At 71.3% G+C, this 25,141-nt stretch carries 24 protein-coding genes and 1 pseudogene; 14 read left to right on the plus strand and 11 right to left on the minus strand.

Translation table 11 applies throughout. The features are described from left to right. Nucleotides 1-209: 209 nt before the first annotated feature. Nucleotides 210-644 (plus strand): Lrp/AsnC family transcriptional regulator, encoded by a 435-nt coding sequence (locus tag ACFVWU_RS26385; protein WP_387625457.1) that lies wholly within the window; start codon nt 210-212, stop codon nt 642-644. A gap of 3 nt (nt 645-647) precedes the next feature. Here ACFVWU_RS26385 and ACFVWU_RS26390 read toward each other — a convergent pair whose 3' ends face one another. Further along, a complete protein-coding gene (locus ACFVWU_RS26390; protein WP_387625459.1) occupies nt 648-842 on the minus strand; it encodes a hypothetical protein in 195 nt (64 codons plus the stop codon). A gap of 495 nt (nt 843-1,337) precedes the next feature. Here ACFVWU_RS26390 and ACFVWU_RS26395 point away from each other — a divergent pair, with 495 nt between their 5' ends. From ACFVWU_RS26395 to ACFVWU_RS26405, 3 genes are all read left to right on the plus strand, one after another. Then, the gene (locus tag ACFVWU_RS26395; RefSeq protein ID WP_387625461.1) at nt 1,338-1,898 is read left to right on the plus strand and encodes a DoxX family protein; all 561 of its coding nucleotides are present in this window, start codon (nt 1,338-1,340) and stop codon (nt 1,896-1,898) included. A 123-nt stretch (nt 1,899-2,021) separates the two neighbouring features. After that, complete coding sequence (locus ACFVWU_RS26400) at nt 2,022-2,645, plus strand: hypothetical protein (RefSeq protein WP_387625463.1); 624 nt, start codon at nt 2,022-2,024, stop codon at nt 2,643-2,645. A gap of 291 nt (nt 2,646-2,936) precedes the next feature. Beyond that, entirely contained in the window at nt 2,937-4,754 is a 1,818-nt protein-coding gene (locus tag ACFVWU_RS26405; protein ID WP_387625464.1) for a glycosyl hydrolase family 18 protein, read from the plus strand. 135 nt (nt 4,755-4,889) lie between these two features. Here ACFVWU_RS26405 and ACFVWU_RS26410 read toward each other — a convergent pair whose 3' ends face one another. Next, nucleotides 4,890-5,471 carry a MarR family winged helix-turn-helix transcriptional regulator gene (locus tag ACFVWU_RS26410; protein WP_387625465.1) on the minus strand — a complete coding sequence of 194 codons (582 nt, stop codon included), beginning with the start codon at nt 5,469-5,471 and terminating at the stop codon, nt 4,890-4,892. A gap of 154 nt (nt 5,472-5,625) precedes the next feature. On the opposite strand from ACFVWU_RS26410, the gene ACFVWU_RS26415 reads away from it, so the two are divergent. From ACFVWU_RS26415 to ACFVWU_RS26435, 5 genes are all read left to right on the plus strand, one after another. Further along, the gene (locus tag ACFVWU_RS26415; protein WP_387625467.1) at nt 5,626-6,933 is read left to right on the plus strand and encodes an MFS transporter; all 1,308 of its coding nucleotides are present in this window, start codon (nt 5,626-5,628) and stop codon (nt 6,931-6,933) included. Between the two features lie 409 nt (nt 6,934-7,342). Beyond that, nucleotides 7,343-8,512: an RNA-guided endonuclease InsQ/TnpB family protein gene (locus ACFVWU_RS26420; protein WP_387625469.1), complete on the plus strand. Its 1,170-nt coding sequence runs from the start codon at nt 7,343-7,345 to the stop codon at nt 8,510-8,512. A 286-nt stretch (nt 8,513-8,798) separates the two neighbouring features. After that, a complete protein-coding gene (locus ACFVWU_RS26425; RefSeq protein ID WP_387625471.1) occupies nt 8,799-10,409 on the plus strand; it encodes a dolichyl-phosphate-mannose--protein mannosyltransferase in 1,611 nt (536 codons plus the stop codon). Further along, entirely contained in the window at nt 10,409-11,191 is a 783-nt protein-coding gene (locus tag ACFVWU_RS26430; RefSeq protein ID WP_387625473.1) for an ABC transporter permease, read from the plus strand. The genes ACFVWU_RS26425 and ACFVWU_RS26430 overlap by 1 nt, the downstream gene beginning before the upstream one ends. 252 nt (nt 11,192-11,443) lie before the next feature. Then, nucleotides 11,444-12,028 carry a TMEM165/GDT1 family protein gene (locus tag ACFVWU_RS26435; protein WP_387625475.1) on the plus strand — a complete coding sequence of 195 codons (585 nt, stop codon included), beginning with the start codon at nt 11,444-11,446 and terminating at the stop codon, nt 12,026-12,028. 36 nt (nt 12,029-12,064) lie between these two features. Here the strand turns inward: ACFVWU_RS26435 and ACFVWU_RS26440 are convergent, their stop codons facing one another. Further along, on the minus strand, nt 12,065-13,165 hold the full coding sequence (locus ACFVWU_RS26440) for a peptidoglycan-binding protein (RefSeq protein WP_387625477.1): 1,101 nt from the start codon (nt 13,163-13,165) through the stop codon (nt 12,065-12,067). A 327-nt stretch (nt 13,166-13,492) separates the two neighbouring features. Between ACFVWU_RS26440 and ACFVWU_RS26445 the strand changes: the two genes are divergently transcribed. Beyond that, nucleotides 13,493-15,565, plus strand: a complete 2,073-nt coding sequence (locus ACFVWU_RS26445; protein WP_387625479.1) for a DHA2 family efflux MFS transporter permease subunit — start codon at nt 13,493-13,495, stop codon at nt 15,563-15,565. On the opposite strand, the gene ACFVWU_RS26450 is transcribed toward ACFVWU_RS26445, so the two are convergent. Further along, complete coding sequence (locus ACFVWU_RS26450) at nt 15,562-16,563, minus strand: S41 family peptidase (protein WP_387625481.1); 1,002 nt, start codon at nt 16,561-16,563, stop codon at nt 15,562-15,564. The genes ACFVWU_RS26445 and ACFVWU_RS26450 overlap by 4 nt on opposite strands. A 38-nt stretch (nt 16,564-16,601) precedes the next feature. Continuing rightward, nucleotides 16,602-17,093: a MarR family winged helix-turn-helix transcriptional regulator gene (locus tag ACFVWU_RS26455; RefSeq protein WP_387625483.1), complete on the minus strand. Its 492-nt coding sequence runs from the start codon at nt 17,091-17,093 to the stop codon at nt 16,602-16,604. Between the two features lie 47 nt (nt 17,094-17,140). Here ACFVWU_RS26455 and ACFVWU_RS26460 point away from each other — a divergent pair, with 47 nt between their 5' ends. Next, a complete protein-coding gene (locus ACFVWU_RS26460; protein ID WP_387625485.1) occupies nt 17,141-17,551 on the plus strand; it encodes a cupin domain-containing protein in 411 nt (136 codons plus the stop codon). Between the two features lie 92 nt (nt 17,552-17,643). Further along, on the plus strand, nt 17,644-17,967 hold the full coding sequence (locus ACFVWU_RS26465) for an antibiotic biosynthesis monooxygenase family protein (RefSeq protein WP_387625487.1): 324 nt from the start codon (nt 17,644-17,646) through the stop codon (nt 17,965-17,967). Between the two features lie 98 nt (nt 17,968-18,065). Here the strand turns inward: ACFVWU_RS26465 and ACFVWU_RS26470 are convergent, their stop codons facing one another. Next, nucleotides 18,066-18,944: a LysR family transcriptional regulator gene (locus ACFVWU_RS26470; protein WP_387625489.1), complete on the minus strand. Its 879-nt coding sequence runs from the start codon at nt 18,942-18,944 to the stop codon at nt 18,066-18,068. 249 nt (nt 18,945-19,193) lie between these two features. On the opposite strand from ACFVWU_RS26470, the gene ACFVWU_RS26475 reads away from it, so the two are divergent. Further along, complete coding sequence (locus tag ACFVWU_RS26475; protein WP_387625491.1) at nt 19,194-20,507, plus strand: MFS transporter; 1,314 nt, start codon at nt 19,194-19,196, stop codon at nt 20,505-20,507. A 112-nt stretch (nt 20,508-20,619) separates the two neighbouring features. Here ACFVWU_RS26475 and ACFVWU_RS26480 read toward each other — a convergent pair whose 3' ends face one another. From ACFVWU_RS26480 to ACFVWU_RS26490, 3 genes and pseudogenes are all read right to left on the minus strand, one after another. Beyond that, nucleotides 20,620-21,864 (minus strand): hypothetical protein, encoded by a 1,245-nt coding sequence (locus ACFVWU_RS26480; protein WP_387625493.1) that lies wholly within the window; start codon nt 21,862-21,864, stop codon nt 20,620-20,622. Nucleotides 21,865-22,069: 205 nt separating this feature from the next. Further along, nucleotides 22,070-22,207, minus strand: a pseudogene (locus tag ACFVWU_RS26485) (NUDIX hydrolase); the annotation flags it as partial. 104 nt (nt 22,208-22,311) lie between these two features. Next, entirely contained in the window at nt 22,312-22,959 is a 648-nt protein-coding gene (locus tag ACFVWU_RS26490) for a M15 family metallopeptidase (protein WP_387625495.1), read from the minus strand. Between the two features lie 95 nt (nt 22,960-23,054). Here ACFVWU_RS26490 and ACFVWU_RS26495 point away from each other — a divergent pair, with 95 nt between their 5' ends. Beyond that, a complete protein-coding gene (locus ACFVWU_RS26495; protein WP_387625497.1) occupies nt 23,055-23,360 on the plus strand; it encodes a putative quinol monooxygenase in 306 nt (101 codons plus the stop codon). Nucleotides 23,361-23,711: 351 nt separating this feature from the next. Here ACFVWU_RS26495 and ACFVWU_RS26500 read toward each other — a convergent pair whose 3' ends face one another. Continuing rightward, nucleotides 23,712-24,401, minus strand: coding sequence for a hypothetical protein (locus tag ACFVWU_RS26500; protein ID WP_387625499.1), 690 nt, complete (start codon nt 24,399-24,401; stop codon nt 23,712-23,714). Continuing rightward, nucleotides 24,398-25,096 (minus strand): pentapeptide repeat-containing protein, encoded by a 699-nt coding sequence (locus ACFVWU_RS26505; protein WP_387625501.1) that lies wholly within the window; start codon nt 25,094-25,096, stop codon nt 24,398-24,400. The genes ACFVWU_RS26500 and ACFVWU_RS26505 overlap by 4 nt, the downstream gene beginning before the upstream one ends. Nucleotides 25,097-25,141: the final 45 nt, after the last annotated feature.

Below are 25,141 nucleotides of genomic sequence, written 5' to 3' on the forward strand. Positions count from 1 at the left end.
TGATCCGTCCGGGCCTTGTCGCCCGGGGCCGGCGGGAGCGGACGGACGTCCTGGTTCCGCCGGGGAGCCCATTGTGCGGCGCCATGGCCTCCCGCTTGAATGGCCGATGAGCACCGCAACCGCGCTTCGGGCTGTCGTTCGCGAGGCGTTCGGGCGATCCGCTTTATGAATGAAAAACCGCTGATCACAACCGCTTTTCGGGAGTCGCCATGGACGCCGTCGACCGCCGCCTGCTGGCCGAGCTGCAGGCCGACGCCAGGCTCTCGTACAACGAACTCTCCCGCCGGGTGAGCCTGTCCGCACCCGCGGTGGCCGAACGGGTCCGCCGCCTGGAGGCCGACGGGGTGATCAGCGGCTACCACGCCCACGTCGACCTCACCCGGGCCGGGCTGCCGATCACCGCGCTGGTCCAGATCCAGTGCTACGGCCCGCGCTGCGTGCTGCGCGACCCCGAGGTGGCGACCTGGCCGGAGGTGCTCCAGCTGCACCGGGTCACCGGCGGGGCCTGCTGCGTGCTGCTGGTCGCGGTGCCCACGATGGCCGAGTTCGAGGCGCTGTGCGACCGGCTCGGCGGCTACGGCCAGCCGTCCAGCTCGATGATCCTCTCCAGCCCGGTGCCCTGGCGGCCGGTGGAGCTGCGGTAGGCCTCAGGGCCCCGCGGGCAGGGGCACTCCGAGCCCGGCCAGGCCCTCCAGGAACACCTCGACGCCGACCGCCGCGAGCAGTCGAGATTGGTCGGAGTTCGACCAGATCCTCGCCCTGAACCGCACTTCCTGGGGCAGGCCCGCGCACTTGTTGACAAGAAGGACCGAGTGTCCGGCGGTGTCAGTGGCATCAAGCATCCGGTTGCGATAGCCAAGCGTCGGATGAGGCAGTACCGCCGCAGGGCATGCGGTGGCAGGGCGTGGAGCCTTAGCCGTTGGGCAGGCTGTGAATCGCCAACCAGGCGACCGGGCAACCGGAAGCCCAGTCCGGCCGCGAGGCCGGAGGGAATCCCCTTCGTGCGCGGATGGGGAGGAAGCCAAGTGGAACGGCGTGGTGACATGAGGCCACCGTGAAACGGCACTGAGCCAGTTTTGGCTGGGGTAACAGTGCATTCCGCCCGCTGCCGCTGCCCTCGGGGTGTGAGGGTGGCGGTCCAGGGTGAAGGTCGGCTGGTACGAGAGATCCACCGGCCCGCCACGCCCCGCAGCCGGGCGTGGCGTGAATCTCCCCACCGGGCGGTTCATTCCGGGTCCCAGGCGGATTCGCCCGGATGGCGGCCCCGACTCGAACGGGTGCGCGCTCTCGGGTGCCATGGAGGTACGACCACTCCTTGGCGGAAACGAGGATGCGACATGTGCCTGAACCGTAAGGACCTGGGCCTGCTGGCCCTGCGCGGCGCGGTCGGCGGGGTGCTGATCGCGCACGGTACCCAGAAGCTGTTCGGTTGGTTCGGTGGTGGCGGCCTGGAGGGCACCACCAAGGCCATGGACCAGATGGGTTTCCACCCGGCTCGGGAGAGCGCCATCGCGGCGGGCCTGGGCGAGGCGGGTGGCGGGGCGCTGCTGGTGGCCGGGCTGGCCACCCCGGCGGCCGGCGCGGTGGTGGCCGGGACGATGGCCACCGCGGTGGCGGTGCACGCCCCGGCGGGCTTCTTCGCGATGTCCGGCGGCTACGAGTACCCGGCCTTCCTCGGCGCGACCGGGCTGGCGATGGGCCTGGCCGGGCCCGGGCGGTACTCGCTGGACCACCTGACCGGGCACGTCTTCGACCGGCCGTGGACGGGCGTGCTGGCCTTCGTGGCGAGCGCGGCCGGCGCGTACGGGGTGGTCGCCCGGCGGCGCCACGCGGTGCGGCTGCGCGAGGAGCGGGCGGCGGTGGAGGCGGACGAGCAGGAGGGCTCCGGGTTGTCGTAGCCGTCGGCCCGACGGCCTCGTCACCCGGAGGGACCACCCCTGCTGGCGGTGGCCCCCGGGCCCTCGGAGGGTGAGCGGGGAGGTGTGCCGGGCAGCCCGGCGCCGGGCAGAAACGAGGACCGAATGGACCGCCAGCCGCTCACCCGAGCCACCCCACCGCGCGTCACCGCGCAGCCTCCGGAGCGGATGGGCGATCACCGTCGTCGGGTGGTGGCGGGGACGTTGGCCGCGGTCGCGCTCGGTGCGGTGGTGCTGGCGGGCTGCTCCTCCGGCACGAGCGCGAACAGCAAGGCCTCCGAGGCGGCGAGTGCGGTGCAGAAGGCGGCGAGCGCGGCCGCCTCCGCCGCCTCGGAGCTGGCCTCGGCGGCGGGTGGGGTGGTGGGCGGAGTGGGCGGGGCGATCGCCTCGGCGGAGGCCGAGGCCTCGGCGGCGATCTCGGCCGCCTCCTCGGCGGTCGCCGGGATCAAGGGCGGGCTGGACGCCAAGGCGGACGTGGCCGTCGGGGCGGTGACCATCGGATCGGACGGGAAGGCGCAGGCGAAGCTGACCGTCACCAACCACGGCCAGCAGTCCTACCGGTACGTGATCCAGCTGAACTTCACCGACGGGAGCGGCAAGCTGCTGGACGCGACGGCGGTGACCGTCCAGGACGTGGCGGTCGGCCAGAGCGCCCAGGCCACCGCGCGCAGCAACCTGGACCTCTCGGGCACGGTCAAGGCCGAGGTGGGGAACGCCGTCCGCTACTGAAAGCCCTGCTCGGCGCGAGGGTCGAACCTTAAGCGCGACTCAAGGGCCGACGGCACCCCTTGACGGGGGAGTTGGTCTAGTCCATTTTTGTTGCCCAGGTGCAGGGAGCCCCTGAACCGGCGTCACCGGCCTCGTGCCGGGGGCGCCGGTTCGGCACATCCCGGCGTCCGTCACGGCCTGATCCCGCTCGATTCCCCAGCCATACCTGTCATGTCCTGGTCGTCCGGCCCCACCCGGACGTGCGACCCCACCGGGACGACGGCATCCCCCACAACCAGGAGTCACGCACCCATGCTGCGCTCACGCATTGAAAGGGCCGGGGCCCCGGCTCCGGACGGAGCCCGTCGGCGCCGCCCGAAGAGCCTGGCCGCCGTCGCGGTCGGCACCGCCGCCTCCCTGCTGCTCGGCGCGGGCCTCGCGCTGTCCGGCGGCGCCGCGGCCAACGCCGCGACCACCAACTCCACCGGCGCACCCGCCACCAGCGGCGGCATCAAGGTCGCCTACTTCGACCAGTGGTCGGTCTACGCGAACGCGTACTACCCGAAGACGATCCAGGACACCGGCGTGGCCGGGAAGCTGGACTACCTGATCTACGACTTCGCCAACATCAACCCGACCGACCTGGGGTGTTTCGAGGCCACCAAGGCCGCCGACACGAACGACAACAACCCCAACGCGGGTGACGGCGCGGGCGACGCGTTCGCCGACTACCAGAAGAGCTTCGGCGCGGACATCTCGGTCGACGGCGTCGGCGACGTCTGGAACCAGCCGATCGCGGGCAACTTCAACCAGCTGAAGAAGCTGAAGGCGAAGAACCCCAACCTCAAGGTCCTGCTCTCGATCGGTGGTTGGACCTACTCCAAGTACTTCTCGCAGGCGGCCGCGACCGACGCCTCGCGCAAGCACCTGGTGTCGTCCTGCATCGACATGTTCATCAAGGGCAACCTCCCGACCGACGCCGGCTACGGCGGCCCGGGCTCGGGCGCCGGCATCTTCGACGGCATCGACATCGACTGGGAGTACCCGGGCGGCGGCGGCCACACCGGCAACATCTCCAGCCCGGCCGACAAGCAGAACTTCACCCTGCTGCTGCAGGAGTTCCGCAACCAGCTGGACGCGCAGGGCAAGGCCGACAACAAGACCTACGCCCTGTCGGCGGCGGTCGGCGCCGGCCAGGACAAGATCATGAACGTCGAGACCGACAAGATCGGTCAGTACCTGACCTTCCTCGACGTCATGACCTACGACATGCACGGCGGTTGGGACCCGCAGGGCCCGACCAACCACCAGGCCCCGCTGTACTCCGGCCCGAACGACCCGTCGACGCCGGCCAAGCCGGGCAACGGCAAGTACTCGATCGACAACGCGATCAAGGCGTGGACGGTCGGCGACGCGCAGTACGGCATCCCCGGCGGCTTCCCGGCCAACAAGATCAACATGGGTGTGCCGTTCTACTACCGCGGCTGGACCGGCGTCCAGAACAACGGCAGGAACGGCCTCTTCCAGCCCGCCACCGGCCCGGCGGCCGGCGCCGCGATGTCCGGCAACGTCCCCGGCATCCAGATGTACAAGGAGCTGGGCGGCTTCGTCGACAACCCGTCCAAGACCTTCTGGGACGACGCCGCCAAGGCCACCTACTTCTACGACGGCACCACCTTCTGGAGCGGTGAGGACGCCCGGTCCATCCAGGCCAAGCTGGACTACGCGCACTGCAACGGCCTGGGAGGCTCCTTCGCCTTCTCGCTCTACGACCTCGGTACCAACACCACGCTGTTCGACACGATGGTGAACGCCACCAACGGCTCCGCCGCAGGCTGCCCGGCCCCGCCGACCGGCACGCCGTCGCCCACCCAGACCCCGACCGGCACCCCGACCGGCACGCCCACGGGCACCCCGACCGGCACGCCCACCGGGACTCCGACCGGCACCCCGACCACGCCGGCCACCTGCCCGGCCGCCCCGAGCTGGGACCCCAACACCACCTACGCGGCCGGCGGCACCAAGGTCTCGTGGAAGGGCCACTACTACACCAACAAGTGGTGGACCAAGGGCGAGGACCCGACCCTGAGCGGCCAGTGGGGCGTCTGGGCCGACAACGGCCCCTGCTGAGCGGCTGACCGCCTGATCCGGCTGACCGCCTGATCGGCTGACCGCCCGGGGCCCTGACGGGCCTCGCGGCACCCGTCCGAAGCATCGACGGTCCGGCCCGCCGGGGGAGCATCCCCGGCGGGCCGGACCGCGTTGCTACCCCAGGTCGGCGGTGCGCCCCAGCGCGTCCGGCTGGCTCTGCTCGATCCGCCGCAGCATCCGGGCCAGCAGGCCGGAGAGCGCGGCGCGCTCCTCGCCCGCGATGTCCTGCAGCAGCTCCTCCTCGAACACCGCCGCCATCCGCATCGACTCCAGCCACTTGTCGCGGCCGTTCTCGGTCAGCTCGATGATCACCCGCACCCGGTTGGACTCGTCCCGTTCCCGGGTCACCAGGTCCTCGGCGACCATCCGGTCGATCCGGTGCGTCATCGCGGCCGGGGTGAGCCCCAGCCGCTTGGCCAGCTCGCCGGGCCCCAGCCGGTACGGGCTGCCGGCCACCACCAGCGCCTTGAGCACCTCCCACTCCGCGGAGGTGATTCCCAGCACAGTCAGCTGCCGGTCGTACGCGACGCCCATCCGCCGGGCGACTCGGGACAGGGTCTGCACGATCGTCTCCACCTGAGGGTCCACGGTGGGGAATTCCCGCTGGTAGAGGGCCACCTGCTCGGCGATGCCGAGCTCCAGGGGGGTGGCCGGCAGGGGCTTGTCGGCAGCCGGCGCCGGCTTGTCCGTAGTCATGCCGACAGTGTCGCACGCGGACGTGCATCTCTTAAGCCTTTGACTCCACAGTCTTCCGGTGCTAAGACTTTATCTCGTCAAACTTTAGCTCTGAAATCTTCCGGCCTTAAGAGTTCAACTCGAGAGTCCGGACGACCTGGAAGGGATGTGCACGGTGACCGGCACGGTGAAGCAGCAGAGGCAGCAGCGACGTGGGGCGGGCGGCCCGCTGCGCCGCGTCCAGATCGGCAACGCGCTCAGTGCGTTCGGCAGCGGGTTCACGATGCCGTACATGTTCGTGTACGTGGACCAGGTGCGCGGGCTGGGCTCGCTGGCGGCCGGGATGGTGTTCACCGTCTTCGCGCTGGCGGCGCTGGCCGTCCTCCCGTTCACCGGGCGCGGCATCGACAGGTACGGCCCCCGTCCGGTGCTGCTGGCGGGTGCCGCGCTCGCCGCCACCGGCGCGTTCGCCTTCGGTCACGCCGCCGACACCCCGGCCCTGCTGGTGTCGTCCTTCCTGTTCGGCGCGGGTGTCACCACCTGCCAGCCGGCGCTGGCCACGATGATCGTCCGCTGCTCGACGGCGGCGACCCGCTCGCACGCCTTCGCGCTGCAGTTCACCCTGGTCAACCTGGGCATGGGCATCGGCGCGCTGGTCGGCGGGCAGATCGTCGACATCGCCGACCCGGCCAGCCTCACCCGGCTGTTCACCATCGAGGCGGCGACGTTCCTCGGCCTGGCCCTGGTCACCGGCACCGCCCGGATGCCCAAGGTCCGGCTGAGCGTCGTCCAGGAGAAGGCCGACGGTCCGACCGGCCTGCGCGCCCTGTTCGCCGACAAGGCGATGGTGCGGCTCTGCGTCCTCGCCGGGCTGATCTTCTTCACCTGCTACGGCCAGTTCGAGTCCGGTGTCGCGGCCTTCGCCACCGACACCGTCGGCACCGCGCCCTCCACCCTGGGCTTCGCGATCGGCGCCAACGCGCTGACCATCGTGGTCCTGCAGATGTTCATGGTGCGGATCACCGCGCGCCGCCGCCGCACCACCGCGATGGCCGCGGCCGGCCTGGTCTGGCTCGGCGCCTGGGCGATGGCCCTGGTGGCCGGTCTGATCCGGACCGAGACCATGGCCGCCACGGTCGCGATCGTCTCGATCTACGCCCTGTTCGGCGTCGGCGAGTCGCTGCTCGCGCCCACCATGGGCCCGATCGTCGCCGACCTCGCCCCGGCCCGACTGCTCGGCACCTACAACGCCGGGTACGCCCTGGTGAAGCAGATCGCCGTCGCGGTCGGCCCGGCCGTCGGCGTGCTGCTGGTCGGCTCCGGCACCTGGCCGCTCTACCTGGCGGCCATGGCGGGCTCGACGCTGCTGATCGTCATGCTGGCGCTGCGGCTGCGCCCGTACCTCACGGCGGAGCAGGACAACGCGGCCCCGGCCGTGGTCCGCACGGCTGTCCCGGTCCGGGAGCTCGAGACCGCCGCCTAACGGATATTCGATGAGGAAGCGGGCGCCGGCCAGGTCACCTGGTCGGCGCCCGTCGCGCTTGGCTTCCCGGGCACCGCCACCAGATCGATCGCACAGGGTGGTTCTGCCCTTCGATGTACTGATGCAGAACGCATATCGGAGCCCCGCCGACCGATCCGGCGAAGTATGACCTCGGCCAGAGGCGCTGCGCTCGTCAGTAGTGCTCGACCGGCTCCGTCTCGAAGTCCTGGCATACGCTCCGCATGATCTCTTTGATTGGCTCACGTGCGGTTGGCGAACGGCTTGCGGCAGTACTTTGTAACGAAAGAATCAAATGTGTATTCAGCATGAAAGTGCAGTGTCCGCCGGTGCGGGTCTTCGGGATTCTGATATCGGGTCATAAATCAAAAAAATGCCGTAGGGTGATCGTGTGCAGCTCCGGTACTCCTTCCGTATCCACCCGGCAGTGGGTCAGCGTAAGTCGCTGGACTGCGCGTTCGGGTGCGCACGGGTGGTGTGGAACGATGCGCTGCGTATCCGACGGGACGCGCACGACGCCGGGCTTCCGTTCCCAAAGACCGCCGATCTGTCCAAGTCGCTGATCACACAGGCGAAGAAGACCCCGGAGCGGGCTTGGCTGTCCGGCGCTCCTGTCGGTGTCCTGCAGCAGGCGTTGCGAGACCAGGACCGGGCGTGGCGGAACTTCTTCGACAGCATCAAGGGCAAGCGCCCCGGACCGAAGATCGAAGAGCCCCGCTTCAAGTCCAAGAGGGACCGTCGGCAGGCCGCCCGGTACACCCGCTCGGACCGCTGGTCGATCACCGGCACCGGGCAGCTTCGCCTGCCGAAGGTCGGCGATGTGAAGGTCACGTGGTCGCGGCAGCTGCCGTCCGGACCGTCGTCGGTAACGGTGATCAAGGACCCGGCCGGAAGGTACTTCGCCAGCTTCGTCGTGGAGACCGACCCTGCCGACGACCTGACCACCATGCCGGAGACCACAGCGGAGATCGGCGTCGACCTCGGGCTGACGCACTACGTGATCCTCTCCACCGGCCAGAAGATCAAAAACCCCCGGTGGCTGCGCCGCGCCGAGAAGAAGATCAAGCGCGCACAGCGCGAACTGTCGCGCAAACGGAAAGGAAGTAGGAACCAGGACAAGGCCCGTATCAAGGTCGCCCGCGCCCACGCGCACGCGGCCAACGCCCGCCGGGACTGGCAGCACAAGCTCTCCACCGAGATCATGCGCGAGAACCAAGCCGTGACCGTGGAGACCCTTGGCGTGCTCGGCCTGGCGCGCGGCCGCAACGCCAAATCCGTGCACGATGCCGCGTGGGGACGGTTCGTCACGATGTTGGAGTACAAGGCGGCTCGGTACGGGCGCGCACTGACCAAGGTCGCCCGCGACTTCCCGAGCACACAGATCTGCTCACACTGCCGATACCGGCCGGGGAAACTCCCTCTGCACGTCCGCACGTGGACCTGTACCGCCTGCGGCACCATCCACGACCGCGACCACAACGCGGCCAAGAACCTGCATGACGAGGGTCGGCTCATGCGCGCCGCCCGCATACCGGGGGACGTACCGGCCCCAACCGGGTAACCGAGTTGGGTAAACGCCTGCGGAGCGCTGTGAGACCTCATCCGGTCGGAAATCGGAAGGCACGCGCGCAACCCCCGGCGACGGGGAGGAAACAGGAACCGACCGTCACGCCAGCGCGCGGCGATGCCGCGCGCAGCGTGACAGGGAATCCCCGGCATTCATTGCCGGGGAGATCGGGAGTCAAATAGTGTCAGTGGCTGTTGACCGCCCGGCCCCAGCCCGGGCAGCAGACCCGGGCCCGGAGCAGCACCCGGCGGGCCCCGCAGACAGTCGAATCGGCGAGGCTATGACGCAAGCGGCGCTCACGCACCCCCCGGCGGCCCAGGCCCCCGCCGACCCCGCACCGGCCCGGGGCGGGCTGCTCCGCTGGGCGGCCGACCGCTCCGGCTGGCTCGGCCCGATCGCCGTCGCCCTGTTCGCCGGCCTGCTGCGGTTCTGGAACCTCGGCTACCCCAACGCCTTCGTCTTCGACGAGACGTACTACCCCAAGGACGCCTGGTCGCTGCTCCAGCAGGGCTATGAGGGCACCTGGCCCGACCACGCCAACACCGACATCCTGGCCGTCCCGCAGTCCGTCCCGCTCAGCTCCGTGCCCGAGTTCATCGCCCACCCGCCACTCGGCAAATGGGTGATGGCGATCGGCGAGCAGCTGTTCGGCCTGCACCCCTTCGGCTGGCGGTTCATGACCGCCCTGCTCGGCACCGTCACCGTGCTGATGCTGGCCAGGATCGGTCGTCGGCTCTTCGGCTCCACCCTGGTCGGCTGCACCGCCGCCCTGCTGATGTCCGTCGACGGCCTTCAGCTGGTGATGAGCCGGGTCGGCCTGCTCGACGGCATCCAGATGTTCTTCGTGCTCGCCTCCTTCGGCGCCCTGCTGATCGACCGCGACCACGCCCGGGCGAAGCTGGCCGCCGTGACCGATGCCGACCGGGCGAGCCTCGGGCTGCGCCCCTGGCGGATCGCCGCCGGGGTGTTCGTCGGCGCGGCCTGCGCGGTCAAGTGGAACGGCGCCCCGATCCTCGCCGCCTTCGGCATCCTGACCGTGCTCTGGGACCAGTCCGGCCGCCGCGGAGCCGGAGCCCGCCACCCGTGGCGGGCCATGCTGCGCCGGGACGCCGTACCGGCCTTCCTCGCCATGGTCGGCTCCGCCCTGGTGGTGTACGTCGGTGCCTGGAGCGGCTGGCTGGCCAGCGGCGCGGGCGGCGACGGCGGCTACGACCGGCACTGGGCCGACGGCCGCGCCGGGCTCTCCCCGGACCACGTCCTCGGCGTCCCGCTGCCGCAGGTCCCGATGAGCTGGGTGCCCGCGGCGCTGCGCAGCCTGTGGCACTACCACTCGCAGATGTACGACTTCAACACCGGCCTGAGCACCCCGCACACCTACCAGTCCAACCCCTTCGCCTGGCTGGTCGACGGCCGCCCGGTCTCGATGTACTGGGAGCAGGTCCCGAACGGGACGCGCGGCTGCACCTCCTCCGGCGGCTGCGCGGCCCAGATCCTGGGCCTGGGCACCCCGTTCCTGTGGTGGGCGGCGTGCTTCGCGCTGGTCTACCTGCTGTGGCGCTGGTTCTTCCGCCGGGACTGGCGCTCGGGCGCCGTGCTGTGCGCGGTGGCCGGGATCTACCTGCCCTGGTTCCAGTACCAGCAGCGGACGATCTTCTCCTTCTACATGGTCGTGCTGGTGCCGTTCCTGTGCCTGGCCGTCGCCCAGATGCTCGGGGCGATCCTCGGCCCGGTCGGCAGCAGTCCCGAGCGCCGCCGGTACGGGGCGATCGGCGCCGGGCTGATCGTGCTCGCGATCGTCGGCTGCTTCGCCTTCTTCTACCCGCTGTACACGGCGGAGGTGATCCCGATGTCGTCCTGGCAGGACCGGATGTGGTTCACCAGCTGGATCTGATGCCGGTTCCGCCGGCGGCGTCCGGCGGGCAGCTGCTGCCGGTCACCCCGGTGCTCTGGGTGGTCACCGCGGCGCTGCTGCTGGCCGCGGTGGCGGTGGCCGGGTGGGGCCTGCTCGGCCACGGGCGGGCGGTGGTGCGGGCCGGGCTGCGGGCGGTCGTCCAGCTGGCCGCCGTCGCCGCGGTGATCAGTTGGGTGGTCGGCTCGCTCTGGCGGTCGGCGCTGTTCGTGCTGCTGATGTTCGCGGTCGCGGTGCGCACGGCCGGGCGGCGGATGACCCGGGGCCCCGGCTGGGTCTGGGCGGCCGCCCCGATCGGCGTCGGGGTGCTGCCGGTGCTCGTCGTGCTGCTGGCCGTCGGACTGCTGCCGCCCAAGGGCCTGTCGGTGATCCCGGTCGCGGGCATCCTGATCGGCGGCGGGCTCACCGCCACCTCGCTGGCCGGACGGCGGGCGCTGGACGAGCTGCGGCAGCGGCGCGGCGAGGTGGAGGCGGCGCTGGCGCTCGGTTTCGAGGAGCGGGACGCCCGGCTGGAGATCTGCCGTACGGCGGCCGCGACCTCGCTGGTCCCGGCGCTGGACCAGACCCGCACGGTCGGGCTCGTCACCCTGCCGGGCGCCTTCGTCGGCATGCTGCTCGGCGGCGCCTCACCCGTCCAGGCGGGGGCGGTGCAGCTGTTCGTGCTGATCGGGCTGCTGGCGGTGGAGTCGGTGGCGATCGTGGTGGTGCTGGAGCTGGTCGGGCGCGGGTTGGTGACGGCGGGGCCGTCCAACGGCGTCGGGTAGGCTTGAGCACGTTGAAGGGGAGTAGCCCTCCACCGGACCGTCGACATACTGGCCCTCACGGGCCCGGCGCCCGGGGCACCTCAGCCACCTGAGCCATCCGATCCGGTTGATCCGGTCGATGCGGATGGTCCGGACGGACGGTGCCGGCGAGACCTTCGGCCGCAGTGCTGTGACCGTTTCCAGTGCTGCCGGGCCGAAGCGACCCCTGACGGAGCTGCGGAGGCCGGGCAGCCCGACCGAGGGATTCCTCCGATGAGTTTGACCGTTGCCGCGTTGACGTTCGGCATCATCTTCCTGGCCGAACTGCCGGACAAGACCGCGCTGGCCAGTCTGGTGCTCGGCACCAAGTACCGCGCGAGCTACGTCTTCGCGGGCATCGCCGCCGCCTTCGCCCTCCAGGTGGGCCTGGCCCTGGTCGCCGGACACCTGCTCTCGCTGCTGCCGCACCGCTGGGTGGAGGGCATCACCGGCGCGCTGTTCCTGGTCGGCGCGGCGATGCTGCTGTTCCACGGCGGCGGGGACGACGACGAGCACGCCGCCAAGGAGCCGTCCTCGAACAGCTTCTGGAAGGTGGCCGGGGCCAGCTTCGTGGTCGTCGCGATCGCCGAGTTCGGCGACCTGACCCAGATCATGACCGCCAACCTGGCCGCCAAGTACGCCGATCCGCTGGCCGTCGGCATCGGCTCCTGGCTGGCGCTCTGCGCGGTCGGCGGCATCGCCATCGTGGGCGGGCAGAAGCTGCTCAAGTACGTGCCGATGAAGCTGATCATCCGGGTGGCGGCGGGGATCATGGTGGTGCTGGCGGGCGTCAGCATCTTTGGGGCGGTCACCGGCTGATGCGGGGCGGTCGCCGGCTGGCGTGGTCGCCCCGGCTCAGCAGCCGGGGTCGGCGGTCAGGACGGCCTGGGTCTTGGGGCCGTAGACGCCGTTCTCGCCCTTGATCCGGTTCGCGCGCTGGTAGCTGATGAGTGCCGACCGGGTCTGGTCGTCGAAAGTGCCGGTGACGATCGAACTGTCGACGAATCCGCACCCGGCGGCGTAGAGCTGCTGCTGCATCGCCTTGACGTCGGGCCCGCTCATCCCGAGCTGGAGCAGCCGTGGCGTGGGCGTCGGGGTGGGCGTGGGGGTCGGCGTCGGCGTCGGGGTGGGCGTGGGCGTCGGGGTGGGGGTCGGCGTCGGCGTGTGGGTCGGCGTCGGGGTGGGCGTGGGGGTCCGGGTCGGACCGGGTCTGCTCGTCCGGGTCGGGGTCGGGCTCGGCGTGTCGCTGGTGGGGGCCGGGGAGGCCGGGGGCGGGGCGGCCTGGCTGGGCGGGTCCGACGGCGCGGGCGCGAGCGTGGTGACGGGCAGCGGGTCCGCCCGGCGGGTCGGCTCGGACGAGGGCGTCACGGCGTACGCGAGGCCCACGGTGAGCGCCAGCAGGCCCGCGCCGACGCCCGCGATCAGCAGCTTGTTCTGGGCGAACGGGCTCTGCGCGGACTGCTCGGCCGCCCGCCGTGCGGCCCGTCCGCCGACGGGCCCGGACCCGGGCTCGGGCACCTGGTTCTCGAACGGGAAGTAGCCGAGGTCCTCCCCCTCGCCGGGCGGGACCGGAGGCAGGGCGGTGGTGGCGTACGCGTCCGGCGCGGGGCCCGGTACGGGCGGCAGCACGGTCGTCGCGTAGGCGTCCGCGTCCGGCCCGAGCGGGGGCGTGACGGGCGGTTGCGCCGACTGCATCGGCTGCATCGGCTGCACGGGATGCATGGGTTGCATCGGCGGAAGCGGCTGGACCGGCGGCAGGACCGTGGTCGCGAACGGGTCCCCGGCCGGCGGCGGCTCCTCCGCCACCTGGCCGGCCGATTGCGGCACGTACGGGCGGACCAGCGGCGGGCCTTCGACGTGCGGGAGGACGGTGGTCTCGTCCAGGCTCGGATCCGGGAGGCAGCCGCACCCGGTTGAGCGTGCGGTGCCGCACGTCGGGCAGTGCTGGTCCGGCATCGGCCGGTCCTCCTCGGGTGTCGGTCCTCGGTTCTCAGGTCTCGCGATCGGGCCTGATTATGCAGGACGTCCCGGAGGGTGGACAGGGGCGTCCGGCCCCGGCGGGGGTGTTGTGCCGGTTGGTGGTGGTTGGCTCCCGAGGAAAGCGCTGAAACGCGAGGGACGGAACCGGCGCTTACGTTCGGCTCAACCCGGCGGAACAAACCAGGACATGTCTGCCAGCATGGGGAACTGGGAGTGATTATCCGACAGGAGTGATGATCCGATGGGCGTCCGGTCGTCGGCCCCGCGATCCTACGGAGAGGCCGTGCCGCCTGTGGAGACGCCATGACGGACCCGCCCGCCGCGTCCGACCGGAGCCCGGCGAACGAGCCCGGCCCGCCGGAGGCCACCGTCCCCAACCTGTGGGTGCCGATCGGCGCCCTGCTGCTGGCGATGCTGCTCGCCGCCCTCGACCAGACCATCGTCTCCACCGCGCTGCCCACCATCGTCAGCGACCTCGGAGGCCTGGAGCACCTGTCCTGGGTGGTCACCGCCTACCTGCTGGCCTCCACCGCCGCCACCCCGCTGTGGGGCAAGCTCGGCGACATGTACGGCCGGAAGCGCTTCTTCCAGGCCTCCATCGTGATCTTCCTGCTCGGCTCGGTGTTGTGCGGAATCGCCCAGAACATGGGCGAGCTGATCGCCTTCCGCGCGCTCCAGGGCCTGGGGGGCGGTGGCCTGATGGTGCTCTCCCAGGCGATCGTCGGCGACCTGGTCTCCCCCCGGGATCGCGGCAAGTACCAGGGTCTCTTCGGTGCCGTCTTCGGCGTCACCAGCGTGCTCGGTCCGCTGCTCGGCGGGCTGTTCGTCGACCACCTCAGCTGGCGGTGGGTCTTCTACGTCAACCTGCCGATCGGCGCGGTCGCCCTGGTGGTGATCGCCGCGGTGCTGCACGGGCTGGAGGTGCGGCGCGAACACCGGATCGACTACCTGGGCACCGCGCTGATCGCCGCCGTCGCCACCTGCCTGGTGCTGATGACCTCGCTCGGCGGCACCACCTGGGCCTGGAGCTCCTGGCAGATCGTCGGCCTGGGCGTACTGGGCCTGGTGCTGCTGGTCGCCTTCGTCGAGGTCGAGCGCACCGCCGTGGAGCCCGTTCTGCCGCTGCGGCTGTTCCGCTCGCAGACCTTCAGCCTGGTCGCGGTGATCTCCTTCGTGGTCGGCTTCGCGATGTTCGGCGCGCTCACCTACCTGCCGACCTTCCTCCAGGTGGTCCACCAGGTCTCGCCCACCATGTCCGGCATCCACATGCTGCCGATGGTGCTCGGCATGCTGGTCACCTCGATCGGCTCCGGCCAGACCGTCGCCCGCACCGGCCACTACCGGGCCTTCCCGATCGCCGGGACGGCCGTCACCACGGTCGGACTGCTGCTGCTCTCCCGGCTGGACGAGCACAGCAGTACGGCCGAGATGAGCCTCTACTTCCTGGTCTTCGGCCTCGGGCTGGGCCTGGTGATGCAGGTGCTGGTGCTGATCGTGCAGAACTCGGTCGGCTACCAGGACCTCGGCGTGGCCACCGCGGGCGCCACCTTCTTCCGCTCCATCGGAGCCTCCTTCGGCGTCTCCGTCTTCGGGACGATCTTCGCCGGCGGCCTGCGCTCCCGGCTCGCCGAGGCCCTGGCCGGCCAACCGCTGCCGCCGGGCTTCCACGTCGAGGCGATCACCTCCGACCCCCGGCTGATCACCCGGCTGCCGGCCGCCGCCCGGGCCGGGGTCCACCACGCGTACGCCGATTCGATCACCCGGGTCTTCCTGTACGCGGTGCCCGTCGCGGTGGTCGCGTTCGTCCTCTCGCTCTTCCTGCGCGAGCAGAAGCTCCGCTCCACGGTCACCGCACCCGACCTCGGCGAGTCCATCGGCCTCAACCCGGTCGAGCGCAGCTCGCTGGACGAAATCGCCCGTGCCCTCTCGGTGCTGAGCACCCGCGAGGCCCGGCGCGACCTGTTCCGCCGGATCACCGCCACCGCCGGGCTCGACCTGCTGCCCGCCTCCAGCTGGCTACTGCTCCAGATGCACCACCACGGCTCGGTGGAGCCCGCCGAACTCGCCGAGCGGCGGATCGTCCCGATCGCCGTCGTCGAGGAGGCGGTCCGCGAGGTGGAGGGCCGGGGCCTCGCCGCCCGCACCGGCGGCCTGTCGCTACGGCTCACCGAACCGGGCGAGGAGGTGGCGCTGCGGCTGGTCGCGGCCCGGCGCACCCAGCTGTCCGAGCTGCTGGGCGACTGGGACGAACGGCAGTACGCGGACCTCGCCGAGCTGCTCACCCGGCTCAGCTCCACCCTCTGCGCCGACCCGCGGGACCGGCCGGACCCGACCGGACCGCAGCCGCCGTACCGGGGGGAGGGGCGGTCCTTCTAGCCCTTGCCGCAAGGCGCTTGCCGGGAGAGCCAGTTGACGGCTGCGGCGAGCGTCGGGTCGTTGTCCTTGCGGGGGTCGACGGTCTCGTCCGGCTCGATCGGGCCCTCGTGGACGCGGCCGGTGCGGTCGGCCTCGGCTGCCTCGGTGAGGAGGAGCACGGCGCCGTCGGACAGGCGGTGCGGGTCGTTGCCGGTCGGTACCCCGTACGTGTGCTGGCCAAAGCTGCGGGTGGCAGGGCGGCCGATGAAGGCGATGGTGACGGCCTCGCCGGCGCTGCCGGTCGCCTGGCTGGTGAGGACGGCGACGGGCGGATTCGGGGCGGCGTCGCTGCTGTTCGCGTCCGGGGATGCCTGCGGGGTGTCGTCCAGGTACGGCACGCCGTCGCGGATCGACCAGGTGCTGCGCTTGCCGCCCGGAGTGACGAACGCGCCGAGCGGGCCCTCGCCGAGGATCGGCGCCGCGACGGCGAGCGGCGCCCACATCCCCCCGCCGATCTCCCCACGCAGGTCCACCACCCAGCCACAGGCTTCCGCCCCGGCTACAGCGGCGCGGCCGCGGGTGACGTACTCGGCGTAGGTGCGGTCCGAGCCGTTCACCGCCGGGAGGGTCAAGGAGGCTATGCCGCCGTCGAGTCGGGCGACCGTGGGGGCGTTGACGGTCGCCGGGTCGGCGTCCACCTCGGTCTCCTGCGCAGGCGGGTAGAAGCGGCTGTGCCGGTCCCCGAGCGCGGCCACGGCGCCCTTGATCGCGGCATGGGTGTCGGCCGGCGTACGGGCGTTGGCCGTCTGTGCGAAGGCCTGGGCGCGGACCTTCGGCCAGTCCACCTTCGCGGTGTTGAGGGACTGTTGCTGGAGCAGGTCCAGGGCCTCCGACAGATAGGCGCGCGCCTCCGGGGACATCCGCTCGGCGCCCGCCCGCGAGTGGGACCCCGTCGACGAGCACGCACCGAGCAGCAGTGCGGCGGCCGCCGTCGCCGCGATGGCCCGTCCCGCTCTCATCCGCCCCCTCCTCGGTCCGTACGGACCCTGATTGTTGCTCACGGACCGCCGAACCAGCGAGGGGTGTCGAGCCGGAACGGGTCCCCGGGGGCGAGCCGCCGCAGGCCGTCCTCGACCTGCCGGAGCTGCCCCTCGCCGAGGGTCTGTGACCACTCCGCGCGCAGCTCGTCGAAGATCCGCGCCGAGCGGACCAGGCAGTCCACCCCCCGGTCGGTGAGCCGGGCCACCTTGCGCCGGGCGTCGGCCGGGTCGCTGCCGCGTTCGACGTAGCCGAGCTGTTCCAGGTTCTCGACGGTCTTGCCCGCCGCCTGCTTGGAGACGCCGAGCCGGTGGCCGAGTTCGACGGCGGTGGTGCCGTCCGGGCCGATCGCCTGGAGGGCGAAGCCGTGCATCGGGCGCAGGTCGGGGTGCCCCTCGCGGGCGATCCGCTCGTGCAGCTCGTCGATGATCGTCCGGAAGGCGAGCAGCAGGCGCAGCGGCAGCTCGAAGCCGGGCGGGGCGGGCTCAGTTGACACGATAGACAACCTCATTGACCATATAGACAACGTCATTGTCCATCTTAGGGGGTTCCTTCGCCATGCCCGTGATCCGTTCGGTCGACGCCCGCCGCACCGAGACCCCGAACGCCGTCATGACCACCTTCGCTTCGCCCACCCAGGGCTCAGCATCCCTCGCCCTGTGGCGAGTTGAGATGCCCGCCGGCAGGCAGGGTCCGCTGCACGCGATGGACGCCGAGCAGATCTGGACCTTCCTGGCCGGCGCCGTGACGGTGGACCTGGCCGGGGAGTCCCACACCCTCGGCGCCGGCGACACCCTCGTCCTCCCCGCCGACGCGCCCCGCCGGATCTCCACCACCGACGGCTTCACCGCCCTCGTCGCCTCCACCTCCCCCTCCCACGCCTACAACCCCGACGCCGTCACCCCGCCCGGCGCCTGCGCCCTCGCCCCGCGCGACGACCAGCGCGTCCTCCCGCCGTGGGTTGCCTGACCTGCCCGCGTGAGGTGTAGGAGACTGCTGACCGTACGCAGCAACCGAGCCGGCGCCCGGACCCGGGACCCCGGCGGAGCAGAAGGAGCGGCATGCCCGTCGTCAAGATCAACGTACTGACTGTCCCCGCCGAGCAGCGCGAGGAGCTGGAGAAGCGCTTCGCCCACCGTGCGCACGCCGTCGAAAGCTCCGACGGCTTCGAGTGGTTCGAACTGCTCCGTCCGGTCGAGGGCACCGACCAGTACCTCGTCTACACCCGCTGGCGCGACGAGGAGTCCTTCCAGACCTGGATGGAGGGCCCGATGAAGGCGGCTCACCAGCACGGCGGCGAGGGCGAGGCCCCCAAGCGCCCGGCCGCCTCGGGCTCCACGCTGTGGTCCTTCGAGGTCGTCCAGTCCGCGGGCCCGAAGGCCTGACGTCCGCAGACGGCGAGCGGCGCGCCCCGGAGTTTCGGGGCGCGCCGTTCGCTGTGTGCGCCTGCTGGTGGATGTACTCGCCGCCGGAGGGGGGCGGCTCAGGCTGCGGCGGCGTACAGGACTTCGCGCAGGCCCGGGACGGTTTCGCGGTCGGCGCGCCAGACGAGGCGGAGGTGGAGGGGCGGGGGGTCGAGGGGGAGGCGGATGAGGGCGCCGGAGGCGAGGGGGTCGCGGACGGCGAAGTCGGGGAGGAGCGCGATGCCGAGGCCCTGTTCGGCGCAGGCACGGGTGACGGCGACGCCGCCGGTGCGGACGCGCTCGACGTCGTGGCCGAGCAGGCGTTCGCCGGCCAGCCAGAAGGAGCAGGCGGGGGCGTTGACCAGGAGGCGTTGGCCGCTGAGGTCCTCGCGGGTGAGGGTGGTGGCCTGCGCCAGGGGGTGGGCGGGGGCGGCGACCAGGGCGAGCGGGACGTCCTTGAGGTCGAGGTAGTCGAGCGGGGCGGGCGGGAGGTAGAAGCCGAGTTCGCCGAGCGGGCCGGCGGTGTCCAGGATCAGGGCGGCTTCCAGGGCCCCCGCGGCGACGCCGCCGAGCAGGGCGTCCCGGGCGGTGTCGGTGTGCAGGGAGACGTCCAGGTCGGGCCGGCGTTCGGCGAGGCGGGTCAGGACGGCGGGGACGTGGGTGGCCGCTATGGTCTCCAGGGCGCCGAGGCGGAGCCGGGCCCGGTCGGCGATCACCTCGCGGCGGGCCTGGTCGGCCTGGTCGAGCAGCTTGCGGGACCAGGGCAGCAGCCGCTCGCCGGCCGGGGTGAGGGTCATCCCGCGCGGGGCCCGGTCGAACAGCTCGATGCCCAGGCCGCGTTCGAGGGTACGGATCTGCTCGGAGACGGAGGACGGTGCGAGGCCGAGTGCCACCGCCGCCGCCGTGACGGTGCGGTGGGCGACGACGGCTTCGAAGACGCGCAACTGACGGAGTTCCACTGGTTTCCTCGGTTCCCCCGAACGGCCGGCCGTGGTGTGGTGTGGTCGTGGTCATGTCGGTGCTGGTGTTGCGGGACAGCGTACGGGGGCGTTCGGGTATTCCGAACGGTGTGTGAGGGATCGGCGGTGGAGCGGGGGAGGGCGGCGCACCAGAGTGGGTGACCGACCCCCCCACTGACTTGGAGAAATCCCTTGGCTGCTCCCGTTCTTGGCGCTGCTCCAGCGGTCGCGACCCGTGCTGCCGCCCGTGTGCGCGCCCTGCTGGGCATCTCGCTCGGCTACGCCATGGTGCTGCTCGACACCACCGTCCTCTCCGTCGCCGAGCCCGACTTGGCGTCCTCGCTGGGCAGCTCGACGGCCGGGCTGCAGTGGGCCGTCACCGGCTACAGCGTCGCCTTCGGCGCGCTGCTGCTGTCCGCCGGAGCCGCCGCCGACCGCTACGGCGCCCACCGGGCCTTCCGCTTCGGCATCGCCGCCTTCGGCGCCGGCTCGCTGCTCAGCGCGTTCGCTCCGGACATCTGGACGCTGGTGCTGCTGCGCGCCGTGCTGGGCGTCGCGGCGGCGGCCTGCGTGCCGGCCAGCATGGCGCTGATCACCCGGCTGTACCCCGAACCGGCCGAGCGCGCCCGGGCGGTGGCCGTCTGGGCGGCGGTCAGCGGCTGCGCGATGGCCTTCGGGCCGCTGGTCGGCGGCGTGCTGGTGGACCTCGCCGGGTGGCGGGCGGTGTTCCTGGTGAACGTCCCGTTGGCCGTGCTGGTGCTCGGCCTGGCGGCGGGACGGGCGGTGTACGGGCCGCGCGGGGAGCGCCACATCGACTGGTGGGCCCAGCTGGCCGCCTGTGCGACCCTCGCGCTGTTCACCGACGCGCTGATCGCGCTCGGCAACTCCGACTGGCAGCAGGCGAGTTGGGCTGGCGCAGCGGCGGTCGTGGCGGGCGTCTGGTTCGTCCGGCGCGAGCGGCGCAGCCCCGCCCCCGTGCTGCAGCCCGCCGTGCTGCGGGCGCGCGGGATGGGCGCGGTGCTGCTGTCGGGCGCGGCGGTGAACTTCGCCATGCTGGGCGTGCTGTTCCTGCTGCCGCTGCTGCTGCAGGGGGAGTTGGGGATGTCGCCGACGATGGCCGGGCTGGCGTTCCTGCCGATGACCCTGCCGCCGGGCCTCAACCCGCTGCTCACCGGGCGGATCGTCGCCAAGGTCGGCCCGTGGAAGCCGGTGCTGGGCGGGCTGGTGCTGCTGGCCGTCGGCTGCGCGGTGTTCGCCGTGGCCGTGCTGTGCGGTACCCCCTACCGGCTGCTGGCCGTCGGCCTGTTGGCGGCCGGGTTCGGGGTCTCCTTCGCCCTGCCCGCGCTGATCACGGCCGTGGTCACCACCGCGCCGGAGGGCAGCGCGGGTGCGGCGGGCGGCCTGCTCAACGCCGTACGGCAGGTCGGCGCGACCGTGGGCGTGGCGGTGACGGGCGCGTTCGTCGGCGGCGGTGCCGGCGGGCTCGCGGTGGCCCTGCTGGTGCCGGCGCTGATGTGCGCGCTGTCCGCCGTGCTGGTGCGGCGGAGTCGGGCAACCGTCTGACGGTTCAGTACGGCGGAGTCGAGGGAGGCGCGGTCAGTCCTGCAGCGAGCGCTGGCCGGTCTGACGTACGCGCGGTACGGGCGCGGGGCCGACCGGCCCCGCGCCCGTGTGCTCAGCCGGTGGTGAAGTAGCCGGTCAGGTCGGTGATGACGTCCGCCGGGCCGCCGGAGTTGGCCATGGAGAAGGCGGTGATGTCCTTGTCGAGGCCGGTGGTGACCGAGTTGGCCACGGTCTGTCCGGGGGCGTAGTTGAGGGTGGAGGTGTTCGGGACGTTCCACCCGGCCGTGCTCGGAAACACCGTGAGGTGGCCGGCGGAGTCGGCGTTGGTGGCAGTGACGTTGACCTCCGCGCCCACGCCCTTCGGGTCCATCTCGATGCCGAGCCCCATCTCGGTCGGGCCGGTCATCTTGAAGCCCGTGGTCCGGGTGTCGTTCAGGCGGACGGGAGTCTTGAGCGCCTGGAACAGCCCGGTGCCCGAGGGGCCGTAGTAGCCGACGAGGTCGACGATCACGTTGACCGAGCCGACGTGGTTGTAGATGTCGATCTTCCCGTCGGCCCCGACCGGCACCACGACCTGGTTCGCGACGTCGCGCCGGACCGGAACGGTGACGTTCGAGCCCTCGGACGGGCGCGCAGTGCCGGTCGGGTAGACGGTCAGGAAGCTGTTCGCGGTGCCCTCGGTGGCGGTGACGTTGAGGACCACCGCACGGGCGTCCTGGTCGCCGAGTTCGGGCCGGGCGACCTGGATCGAGCGGGTGGCGAAGCTGCCGAGGCGGCCGGTGCCGTCGGTCCGGCTGTCGGCGACGCGGGTCGGGTGCAGGGGGGCGTACTTGTCGGTCGCGCCGGGCACGTAGTAGCCGACCACGTCGAGGATGACGTCGGTCGTCCCGGCGCTGTTGTAGATGCTGATGGAGTGTCGGACGGAGTCCTGGCTGAGCGCGACCGTGACCAGGTTGGACACCGTCTGGCCGGGCGTGAAGTTGAGGCTGGAGGTACCCGGAGCGCCGACCTCGGGCTTCGAGGTGTTGCCGAGCGAGAGGTAGCCCGTGGCGGTGGGGTTGGTCGCGGTCACGTTGACCACGACGGCCGTCGCCTCGTGCGGGACCACGCCCACCACCGCGTGGTAGTACTCTCCCGGGCCGAGCGGGGTGAAGCCGGTGTGGTACGGCGTGTTGGCGGTGCGGGTGTCCAGGACGCGGGTCGGGCTCATCCCGACGAAGCCGGCCGGGGCGGTGAGGTCGTCGGTCCAACTCGCCGTCGCGGCCGGGGCGGCGAGGGCCGGGGACGCGGCGAAGGCCGGGACGGTCAAGGTGAGGGCCGTCAGAACGGCCATGGTGGTGGCGGTACGGGCACGCATGCTTGGTTCCCCCCAAGTACGGCTGGTGCATTGATGGTTCCGGAGACTCCGGTATCTCTTGGACGTCTGAACCTGCCGGGGGTTGCAGGTCGACCGGAAACTTCTTCGGGGGTATGTGAGAGGCCCGCCGTCCGGAAGCTCCGGACGGCGGGCCGTGCTGGTTCGCGGTGCTGGTGCGGCGGAGCCGGGCGAGCGCCTGAGAGTTCGGGACGGCCTCCCCGGCCGGGAACTGCCGGGAGAGCAGCCCCTCGGCGACCTGCCGCCGCACCATCAGCACCCGGCCATCACGTACGACGATCGCAACGGCGATGCCGGGGAGTTCCTCGGCGCCGCGTTCGGTCATGTTCGCTCTCCTGTGAGCGGTCGCCGGATGCCGACGCCACTCCCGGCCCCGTCCCTCGTTCGGGCATGACCCCATCGACGTCGGCCGCGTGTCGCGGCGGCCGGCTACAGGTCCGTCGGGCCGTAAAGCGCGGCCGGCGCGCCGGTGGCCAGCGCCCAGTAGCGGTCACCGTACGACCAATGCCACCACTCCGTCGGGTAGTTGACCAGCCCGGCGCCGGCCAGGACGCCACTGAGCAGCCGCCGGTTGGAGCGGGCCTGCGTGCTGATGCCCTCGGCGTCCGTGTAGCAGGCCCCGGAGCTCTCCTCGGGGCTCGCGTTGACCCTGGTCCCGAGGTCCAGCTCACGGCCGTCGGCATCGACGAGGGTGAGGTCGACGGCGGCACCGGCGCTGTGCGGCGCGATCTCGGGCGGCGAGACGTACCGGCTGGCCGCCGACCTGATCCGGTCGTCCGGCCAGCCCGGATTGGCGGTGCGCAACTCGGCGGCGTACTCGTCGAAGTAGCGGCTCTGGAGAGCGGGCGGCCGGTAGCCCTCGACGAACAGCAGGCGGATGCCGTCGGGCAGTTTCGTCTGGGCGTCGAGGAGGCGGTCCAGGACGTCGGTCCGCAGTTGCGCGAACGCGTCGGTGCCGTCCTGCTTGCGGCCGTCGACCAGCAGTTCGGGGCCGCGTACGTCCACGAGCCGCTCGCCGCACTCCCGGACCGGGACTGCGGCCACCTTCGGGTCGGACATGAGGATGATCCCGCTCAACAGTGCCTCCTCGTCGGGCGATTGGGTGGTTCGCCGAAGCATTCTCACCGACCGCCGTCGATAGCATGATCGTCTGAGCCTACTTGGAGGTCCTCATGCCCATTGTCATCGCCACGATCAAGACCAAGCCCGGCCGCCGCGACGAAGTCCTGGCCGCCTTCGAGAAGCACACCCCGGCCATCCACGCGGAGGACGGCTGCGAGCTCTACGCCGTCCACGCCGGCACCGACCGCGTCACCGTGGTCGAGAAGTGGGCCGACCAGGCCACCCTGGACGCCCACGGCTCCGGCGCCCCCCTGGCCGCCATCGCCGCCGCCGTCGCCGACGCACTCGCCGAGCCCCTCGACATCGCGGTCATGGAGCCCTTCCCCGCCGGCGACGAGGCCAAGGGGCTGATCTGACCCTCGCGTGGCTCCGTGTGCCCCGGCAGCCCGGCCGGGGCGCGCGGGGTCATGTGAAGGACGCGGCGTGCTTGCGGTTGCCAGTGACGGCATGAAGGGTTGCGTCGAGTTGATGGTGGGCGTAGAAGGCGTGTTCGCTGACTCGCGCTGGGTGACCACTATGTCTGCGTGACCGCCAAGATGAGTGGCCGTCACAACGCACTGTTGTGACCAGCGTGGCCGAGTGTGTTACAGACGCGGCAGGTCAAGAATCCGGGTCGAAACCCCCAAGTGCTCGAAGTTCTCCAACACAGTCCCGTGCTACTGCCGTATCCACGTGGACCGCCAGTGGAACCGGATGATGCGGGACCTTCAGAGAAGCGATCCCATTGCACCGTGCGCCCAACGGCCGAGCCAGAAGGCAGCAGCCGATTCGTCCTGGCCCTCTGTGGAGCCGTCGTGGGGCAGGAACTCGGTGGGTGCGATGTAGCCCTCGCCGGGGTCGAGGCGAATCCTCAGGCACTGGAGGGGTAGCCCGCGTGCTACGTAGCACCGGAGGTCATCGGTGTGCGGGTTACAGGTCGTATGGTCCTCGCGGACGGCCTGGCAGATGGTCTGGATGTCGGTGTCGCCGAGCAGGATGTACCGAGTGCCAGGGCCCAGGTTGACGCACAGCCGTCGCCGACCAGTGTGCTTGCTCGTGTAGCTGAGCTCGTCCCAGTTGTTGAGGTGCAGACCGATCAACCGCCCGTCTTGGTGATTGGGCGTCGTAGTCGCCGACTGCGCGATGCTGAAAGTCCTGCCGAGTTCGTGGACACCGGGACTGGCCAGGTGGTCGGGGTCGATGCTCTCGAGCCCGACCACCTCGACCAGGACGTCATCGGCAGTGGACTGGTCGGCCCGGATTCGGTCGACCAGGTCGTCGTCGAGGGGACTCCAGAGTCCGTCCGGCACGACCGCGCCGTCCTCGAAGCGGTTGTCGTCTTGCACCGTTCGGACGCCGGATACTTGGGTACGAGCTTTGAGAGCGGCGCGGGAGGTGAACGCGACCTGGAGGCTCATAGCGCCCTCCGGGGCGCGGTTTCGTCCAGGTCGTCCCCGAAGGTCACGTCCAGCTCAGTCATGAGAGCTTGCGTCAGCTCGACCTGCTGGACGCGGTCGATGAGGACCTTCGTGAGGTTGCCGATGCCTCGAAGGGCGGTGAGATCGTTGCCGCGCAGGTCGGTCGCCTTGTAGGTGCCACGGCCGAATTCGATGTCCCGCAGTGTGCAGTCGTTGAAGACGCTGGCGGTGAGGTCGCATCCGGTGAACGTCGACTCGGTGAGAACGCAGCGAGCGAAGGCGAGCGGACCTGTGGCGCGGACCTTCTCGAACGTGGAGTAGTCCAGCTTGCAGTTGTCGAACAGCACGTTGTCGAGGGTGAGGCCGCTGAGATTGCTGGCCATGAGCTTGCAGTTTCTGAAGACCACGCGTGACAACTTGCTGTCGACCCACTGAAGATTGCCGAGATCGCAGCCGTCGAACTCGACCGAGTCGATACGTACTTCGATGAGGCGTACGCGAGACGCGTGCAGGTTGGTGATCCGGCCGGTGAGGAGGCGGGCGTTCGCGAGGTCGAGGTCTCGCAGGTCGGTGTCGGCGTACTTGAAATCCTGGACGATGCCCCGGCCGCTTTCCAGAGAGGCCACGTTGGAGAGGTAGCCGTCGGCCAGATCCGGCAGGGTGACGCTGATGCGGCCGAAGGTGCGGCTGGTCATGGTGCGTGCTCACTCTCGGTGGGGCCGGGCCCGCGCCGGGAAGCG

This window comes from Kitasatospora sp. NPDC058190, from assembly GCF_042883685.1.
Lineage (GTDB): Bacteria > Actinomycetota > Actinomycetes > Streptomycetales > Streptomycetaceae > Kitasatospora.

What these genes read in the sequence shown, in the direction of transcription:
- ACFVWU_RS26385 (WP_387625457.1), top strand. Translation starts at nt 210, where the DNA reads ATGGACGCCGTCGACCGCCGCCTGCTGGCCGAGCTGCAGGCCGACGCC.
- ACFVWU_RS26390 (WP_387625459.1), bottom strand. Translation starts at nt 842, where the DNA reads ATGCTTGATGCCACTGACACCGCCGGACACTCGGTCCTTCTTGTCAAC.
- ACFVWU_RS26395 (WP_387625461.1), top strand. Translation starts at nt 1,338, where the DNA reads ATGTGCCTGAACCGTAAGGACCTGGGCCTGCTGGCCCTGCGCGGCGCG.
- ACFVWU_RS26400 (WP_387625463.1), top strand. Translation starts at nt 2,022, where the DNA reads ATGGACCGCCAGCCGCTCACCCGAGCCACCCCACCGCGCGTCACCGCG.
- ACFVWU_RS26405 (WP_387625464.1), top strand. Translation starts at nt 2,937, where the DNA reads ATGCTGCGCTCACGCATTGAAAGGGCCGGGGCCCCGGCTCCGGACGGA.
- ACFVWU_RS26410 (WP_387625465.1), bottom strand. Translation starts at nt 5,471, where the DNA reads ATGACTACGGACAAGCCGGCGCCGGCTGCCGACAAGCCCCTGCCGGCC.
- ACFVWU_RS26425 (WP_387625471.1), top strand. Translation starts at nt 8,799, where the DNA reads ATGACGCAAGCGGCGCTCACGCACCCCCCGGCGGCCCAGGCCCCCGCC.
- ACFVWU_RS26430 (WP_387625473.1), top strand. Translation starts at nt 10,409, where the DNA reads ATGCCGGTTCCGCCGGCGGCGTCCGGCGGGCAGCTGCTGCCGGTCACC.
- ACFVWU_RS26435 (WP_387625475.1), top strand. Translation starts at nt 11,444, where the DNA reads ATGAGTTTGACCGTTGCCGCGTTGACGTTCGGCATCATCTTCCTGGCC.
- ACFVWU_RS26440 (WP_387625477.1), bottom strand. Translation starts at nt 13,165, where the DNA reads ATGCCGGACCAGCACTGCCCGACGTGCGGCACCGCACGCTCAACCGGG.
- ACFVWU_RS26445 (WP_387625479.1), top strand. Translation starts at nt 13,493, where the DNA reads ATGACGGACCCGCCCGCCGCGTCCGACCGGAGCCCGGCGAACGAGCCC.
- ACFVWU_RS26450 (WP_387625481.1), bottom strand. Translation starts at nt 16,563, where the DNA reads ATGAGAGCGGGACGGGCCATCGCGGCGACGGCGGCCGCCGCACTGCTG.
- ACFVWU_RS26455 (WP_387625483.1), bottom strand. Translation starts at nt 17,093, where the DNA reads ATGAGGTTGTCTATCGTGTCAACTGAGCCCGCCCCGCCCGGCTTCGAG.
- ACFVWU_RS26460 (WP_387625485.1), top strand. Translation starts at nt 17,141, where the DNA reads ATGCCCGTGATCCGTTCGGTCGACGCCCGCCGCACCGAGACCCCGAAC.
- ACFVWU_RS26465 (WP_387625487.1), top strand. Translation starts at nt 17,644, where the DNA reads ATGCCCGTCGTCAAGATCAACGTACTGACTGTCCCCGCCGAGCAGCGC.
- ACFVWU_RS26480 (WP_387625493.1), bottom strand. Translation starts at nt 21,864, where the DNA reads ATGCGTGCCCGTACCGCCACCACCATGGCCGTTCTGACGGCCCTCACC.
- ACFVWU_RS26495 (WP_387625497.1), top strand. Translation starts at nt 23,055, where the DNA reads ATGCCCATTGTCATCGCCACGATCAAGACCAAGCCCGGCCGCCGCGAC.
- ACFVWU_RS26500 (WP_387625499.1), bottom strand. Translation starts at nt 24,401, where the DNA reads ATGAGCCTCCAGGTCGCGTTCACCTCCCGCGCCGCTCTCAAAGCTCGT.
- ACFVWU_RS26505 (WP_387625501.1), bottom strand. Translation starts at nt 25,096, where the DNA reads ATGACCAGCCGCACCTTCGGCCGCATCAGCGTCACCCTGCCGGATCTG.